We start from the raw sequence: 6,487 nt of genomic DNA on the forward strand, positions 1-6,487 counted from the left end.
GTGTTTGTGGATATCCCGCTGGATCCCTCTGCGGCAACTACGGCGGGTGTGCTGGTACTGGACAAGCAGGTGGAAGCTGAGCAGGCAGGAGTGGGCGATGTGCTGGCCTACCGTATTGATCTCACCAGTAACCATGATGCGGAGCTGTTCGCTGGCCGTATTGTTGACCGGCTTCCCTATGGGTTCCGTTATATCGAAGACAGCGCCTGGCTGGAAATCAACGATCAGCGCATCGAGATTCCCGCGCCTGCCAACAACGGTGGCAACCAGCTGACCTTCCTGATCCAGCAGCAGACAGGCAATGGTCCGCAGCCGCTGCCGCTACAGCCGGGCAGTACCGTCACGCTGCATTATGGCCTGCGTTTGTCTGCCGGCGCGGTGGACAGCGACGGCATCAACCGGGCCACTGCTCAGGCAAACACCGCTTCCGGGTTCACCTATTTCTCCAATCAAGGGGAAGCGAAAGTCCAGGTGCGTAACGAAGGCGTGCTGTCGGATCGCGCCATGGTGTTCGGCAAGATCTACGTGGACAACGACTGTAACAACCTGCAGAACGACGGCGAATATCCGGTGGGCGGTGTGAAGCTGTATTTGTCCGACGGCTCCTGGGTGATCACTGATGAAAACGGGCAATACAGTCTTTATGGTCTGCGCCCGGGACTGCACACCATCAAGGTGGATCCGCTGACGTTGCCGCAAGGGCTGAAACTCAAGCCCATTGATAACCGTCACGCTGCCGACCCACAAAGCCGCTTTCTGGATCTGCGCCCGGGGGAATACCACCGTGCGGACTTTGCAGCCATGTGCCCGCCAGCGGACCAGCGTGACGCCATCGTCGAAAACCTGAAAGCCCGTAATGCGTCGCTCTCCTGTGCATGGATGCCGGATGAGGCGGCCCGCTTCGATCCGCTGCGCGATAGCTACGTGAATAACCGTCTGTGCCAGGCAGATGGCGGCGGCGATCTGGGCAGTGGTGTTTACACCCAGACCGGCGATGCCAACCTGGCGGAAGTCTGGGATCAGGTCAGCCGCAGCCAGCCGGCAGCCGGCCAGGAGAAAAACACGGCTCCGTTAGCTGACGCTCAGATGGACGACACCAAGGCCATCGCGGCAAAAGTGACGCGGGAGCAGGGCGTTGCCGGTACCTGGTTATGGCCGCAGGACGGCATCAGCCGGGATGGCCGTTTACAGGTGGTGGTGCGAGCCGGTGTGGAGCCGGAGCTGTACGTGAACGGCAAGAAGGTACCGCGCAGTCAATTGGGCGAGCAGGTGCTGAACCGTCGTGAAAAGGTTCAGGTGCTGAGTTGGTACGGTGTGGCAATGGAAGAGGGTGACAACCAGGTCGAAGTAAAAGCCCTGGATCCCTTCGGTAACGAACGGGTGCTTGCCAGTACCGAGATCCTGCGCCCGGAGGCACCGCGCAGCCTGGAGCTGGAGCCGGTAGAAGATACCCTGGCGGCGGATGGCGGTCGTTCCACGCTGCCGATCAGGGTGCGTATGCTCGATGCCCGTGGTAACCCGGCACGGGGCACGTATTTTGTCACCCTGGAAAACGACAAGGGCGACTGGCTGGAAGAGGATCTGCAACCGGACAACCCTGGCCACCAGATACGGGTCAGCGACGGCGAAGGCATGATTCACCTGCGCAGCACCGAATACACCGGTCCGATCCGGCTACGAGCATTGGTGGAAGACTTTGTCGCCACCGCAAGAGTCGAACAGGTAGCGCCCATGCGGCCTCTAGTCGCTACCGGCTATGTGCAGTTGCGTCAGGGCTTTGGTGGCAATCTGCGTGATAACGGCAATGCGCCCACGGAGATTGGCGATTCACTGCCTGAAGAAGAGCTGGATGCCAACGGTGCCGTCTTCCTCAAAGGGGCGGTGCGCGGTGGTGCTCACCTGACGCTGGCCTACGATACGGATAATGATCTGGACGATGATGAAGAGATCCGCCGCGACCTGAATCCGTCAGATTCCTATCCCATCGCCGGCGATGCGTCGGTGCGCGGTTATGATGCCCGCAGCCGCAGCAAGCTGTACGCGAAGCTGGAAAAGGATCGCAGCAGTTTGCTGTGGGGCGATTACCTGACCGACCCCAATTACGACTTCCAGGATCTTGGTCGGGTGCAGCGCACCCTCACCGGTCTTAACGCCATTTACGAAAATGACCGGGCCCGCTTCCAGGTATTCGGCGCCCGGCCGGAATACGAGCAGGTCAGCGAGGAAATTCCCGGTAACGGTACCGCCTTGCTGTTCACCCTGGCCAACCGCCCGGCCCGCGACAGCGAAACCCTGGAGCTGATTGTCCGCGATCGCGGCAATCCGGGGCTGGTGATTTCCACTCAGCCACTGACCCGCTACGTGGATTATTCGGTGAATTACTTCACTGGCGATATCCGTTTTCATGACGTCATTCCTACGGTGGATGAAAACCTGAATCCGGTATTCATCCGTGCCAGCTATAACGTAGAAGCGTCTGATGCCGAGGAATACAACGTGCTGGGCGCCCGCTTCCGCTACCAACTCAGTGACAAGCTGACTGTCAGCGCCAGCCGCACCCGCGATGAGCATGAAAGTGAAGGCTTTGACCTGAGTAGCGTTGCTGCGGAGTACGCCCTCACCGACCAGAACAGTATTTATGCGTCGTCAGCCACCATGGAAAACAATGATGACGATCGCGAAGGTGGGGCGGTCAGCCTGGGGAGTCAATGGCGCTGGCAGGACGGCTCCAGTACCGATCTTCGCTGGGCCCGGGCCGAAGAGGGTTTCCGTAACCCGGCGGCGGGCATTGCTGAATCCCGCGAAGAAATGCGTCTGGATCACGAGCAGGTGCTGTCGCGCAGTCTGTCCGCCCAGGTGGAAGCGGTGCATTCCCAGTCCCTGGAAAATGACGACGCGCAAAGTAGCCTGGGTCTGATCGGCAAGAAACAGATCGGTGCCACCCAGTTACGTGCCGGGGCCCGGGGCATCGAACAGAAAGATGACCAAGGGGAAGACCGCTTCGCAACCTGGGTTCTGGGTGCCAGTCAGGGTACGCGCCTGTTCGGCAAGCCGTTGACCGTGGGCTCGGAATACGAGCAGGCCTTCAATGACCGTGATCGTCGTCGTATTGCCGCCGATGCGGATCTGGGGATTACCGACAAGACCAGCCTCTACAGCCGCTATGAGCTGATCAACAGTCTCAGTGGTGTCAATCTGCTGAACAACGACGTGGAGACCCGCCAGTTCACCTTTGGCGTCCGTTCCGCGCTCAGCCGCAGCACCGATGTATTTTCCGAGTACCGCCTGCGCGGTGCCCAGGACGGTCGTGATGTGGCGGCAGCCAACGGGGTACGTTCGCACTTCGAAATCGAACCGGGCCTGACTTTCAGTCCGTCGGCGGAATGGATTGAAACCCTGGAAGGCAATACCAGCCAGGATTCCACCGCCCTGTCGCTGGCGGCAGAAGACAAACGCAATCCTAATCGCCGCACTCTGGGCCGGGTGGAAACCCGCTTCGGCGATGAGCGCACCTACTACGGCTTCAGTGCTGCCAACATCTGGCGCGTCAATCTGGACTGGTCTGCCGTAGTGCGTGATGACCTGCGGCTGCAATACTTCGATGGCCAGCCCAAGCAGGGCGACAACATAGTCACCCTGGGCATGGCTCGCCGCCCGCGTCTGGATAATCGCCACCACATGCTGTTCATGTACAAATGGAAAACCCAGTGGGGGGGCGAAGCCGCCAGTGATCGGCGCGTGCACATCGTCTCCAACCACCATAATTTCCAGCCCCATGACGACTGGATTTTCTCCGGCCGTATTGGCGCAAAATGGCAGCAAACCGAGCTGGACAATCTGGATGTGGATACCGATGCCTATGTGGCCGATGGTCGTATCATCTGGGACATTTCCCGCCGCTTTGATCTGGATCTGCATGGCGGCGCGCTGACCACTGAAGGTGTTAGCGAGCGACGTTTCAGTTACGGGGTGGGGGTGAATGCTCTGGTTCGTCGCAATCTGCGTATGGGTGTGGGTTACAACTTTTCCGGTTTCCGCGACGACGATCTTGATCCGGAAGGCTACAACGTGGAAGGCCTGTATATCGGCCTGGAATACAAGTTTGATGAAGATGATCTGGGCTGGCTGGGCAGCAAGGCTGCCGGCCAGCGCAGCTATATGGGAGAGGCGCGATGAGCCCTTTGAAAAAGGTGCTGGGGTTGATGCTGGGGGCAATACTATCCGGCTGTGTCAGTACAGAAGCGCTTTATGCGGAATATGACGAGGTCTGCCCGGTAAAGGCAACGGTGACGGATACCGGTATGGTTATGGTGACGGCATTGGCGGGTGCCGGTTCTCAGGCTGAAGGTCAGCTTTGGGAGCCGGCGGTATATTTCGGCTTCGATAAAAACGGTTTAAGCAATGAAGAGAAAAAACGTCTGGATCGTAATCTGGTTATTCTGCAGCAATTTGATGGGCTGCAAATCAGTGTTCAGGCATTTACGGATAAGTTAGGCAGCAAGTCTTACAATCGTCAATTAGCGGAACGCCGCATGGAGGTTGTACGGGCTTATCTCGAATCCAATGGGTTGGTGGCATCGCGTATCAAGGAGGCCCCTTTGGGTGAGGAGCTACCGATTTTGGCTAGTGACAGCCAGTCTGATCGCATCATTAATCGCCGTGTTGAACTGATGCCGCTGGATGAAACCGGTCGCCCCCTTGTGTTGCGTGTCGACTTTGAAGGCAGTGGTGGTGACGATTTTGTTGCACCAAAGCCAGTACAGTAAGGGCCGCCCTATGATTCCACGTGAAGTTTGGTTGCTGCTGACGACAGCCCTGTTGCTCCTGGTAGGGGCCGTAAATGCGGCGGCTCCTCAAGCAGGCTCTGTAATTAGCAACCAGGCTTCCGCATCCTTCCGGGCCTGCGTTGACGATGGCTGTGCTCAGCTGGCAGAGGTTCAGAGTGTTACCTCCAATCTGGTCGAGACGCGGGTATTGGCTGTGCCTTCGCTTTCTCTGGAAAGTGCCCAATTGAAACCCGGTGCCAGCGGTTCTCCTGTTTCCTTTCCCCATCGTTTGAGTAATACCGGTAACGGGCCAGATCGCTACACGCTTTGTGTCGACAATCTGGCCGGTGCCGGCATCGATGCTTGGCGCGTATATGCCGATACCAACAATGATGGTCAGGCGGATGCCGGCAATCTGCTTTTTGATGATGCCAGTGCCGATGCCAACGGATGCTGGAACACGCTGACGCCGGTGGTTGATGCGGGTGATAGTTTCGATTTTGTGGTGGAGGCGGTTCCGCTGGGTTCCTTGGGAACAGAAATCGATGGCCTGGATATTCAGGTCATCAGCAATGAAAACCCTCTTTTGAGTGACTCCAACCGTGACAGGATTACCCTGGTTGATGGTCCGGTGATGGAGGTGTCAAAAAGTTTGAGCGCTTCACGGGGCTTGTCCCCCAGTGGCCCCTATACCGTGACGCTTCGTTATCGAAACCTCTCCAGCCAGGCGGCCACCGAATTTTTGCTCGAGGATATCCTGCCCACGAACAATCAGGACTTGAATGGCGATGATTTCCCCAGTGGGCTGATCTATGTACCTGGTTCTGCCCTTTGGAGTCAGACCGGAAACACGGTGCTGACTGATGCTGAGGACGGGAGCCAGAGCAGCGGCAGCGAGCAGATTACGTTCTGCGCCTATGATGCCTCCGCAATTGAGCCGGAATGTCAGGGTCGGGTGCGAGCGGTGGTGGCCAGTGTCCCGGCGGGTGCCACAGGAACGCTAACTTTCTCGGTTAACGTGGATGAAGATATTGCGTCTGGTAACGGTATTCGCAACAAGGCTGGATACCGTTACCAGAATGAGTCCCAAACGTTGCAGTTTGGCGCCGGAGGGGTTGTGCCAGTGGGCAGTCCGCCGCCTGCCGTTTTTATTTCTAATACAGTGCGTTTCACTGTGACGGATCGTTCCGAAAATCCGGCCGTGGTGGCTAACAACAATGGCGGCGACAGTTCGGTCGGTGTCGATGATAGCCAGGCGGTAGGTAATGTGGTGCAGGTAGCCAGTGCCTCCCAGGGGGCAACGGTGGCGTTTACCAATACGCTATGGAATTCGGGGGATGGCACAGACACCTTCGATGTGACGTTGGATCCGGCCAACGACCGGCAGGGGAATCCGTTGGCCAATCCCTTCCCTGAGGGCACGGTCTTCCGACTCTTCCGGGCAGATGGTAATACACCGCTGGTAGACAGCTCAGGAAGCGGGGTTGTTGATACCGGGCCGCTGCCGGTTCCGGACAGCAGCGGGCAGTGTCCGGGGCGTTTTGTCACGGATCTTGTCAATGGACGCTGTGGCGTTGCGGTGGTGGTCAAGGCGGTACTTCCCCCGGATGCGGTGGGAGGCTCGTTTCAGGTGACACAATGGGCAACGTCCAATATTGATGCGAGTATCGTCAATGCCGTAACGGATGAATTGATCGTTATTCAAAGCAGTAGCGTTGATA

2 protein-coding genes and 1 pseudogene are annotated in these 6,487 nt (G+C 58.0%); all 3 read left to right on the forward strand.

Features of this window, described 5'->3' with window-relative positions; genetic code table 11:
* On the forward strand, positions 1 to 4,176 hold a 4,176-nt coding region (locus tag ACFE0K_RS03130), incomplete at its 5' end, for a hypothetical protein (protein ID WP_434534677.1).
* Entirely contained in the window at positions 4,173 to 4,766 is a 594-nt protein-coding gene (locus ACFE0K_RS03135; protein WP_434534678.1) for an OmpA family protein, read from the forward strand. The genes ACFE0K_RS03130 and ACFE0K_RS03135, both read left to right, overlap by 4 nt.
* A gap of 10 nt (positions 4,767 to 4,776) precedes the next feature.
* A pseudogene (locus tag ACFE0K_RS03140) lies at positions 4,777 to 6,487 on the forward strand (hypothetical protein); the annotation flags it as partial.

It is taken from the genome of Alcanivorax sp. (genome assembly GCF_051117345.1).
In the GTDB taxonomy this organism is placed as follows: Bacteria; Pseudomonadota; Gammaproteobacteria; order Pseudomonadales; family Alcanivoracaceae; genus Alcanivorax.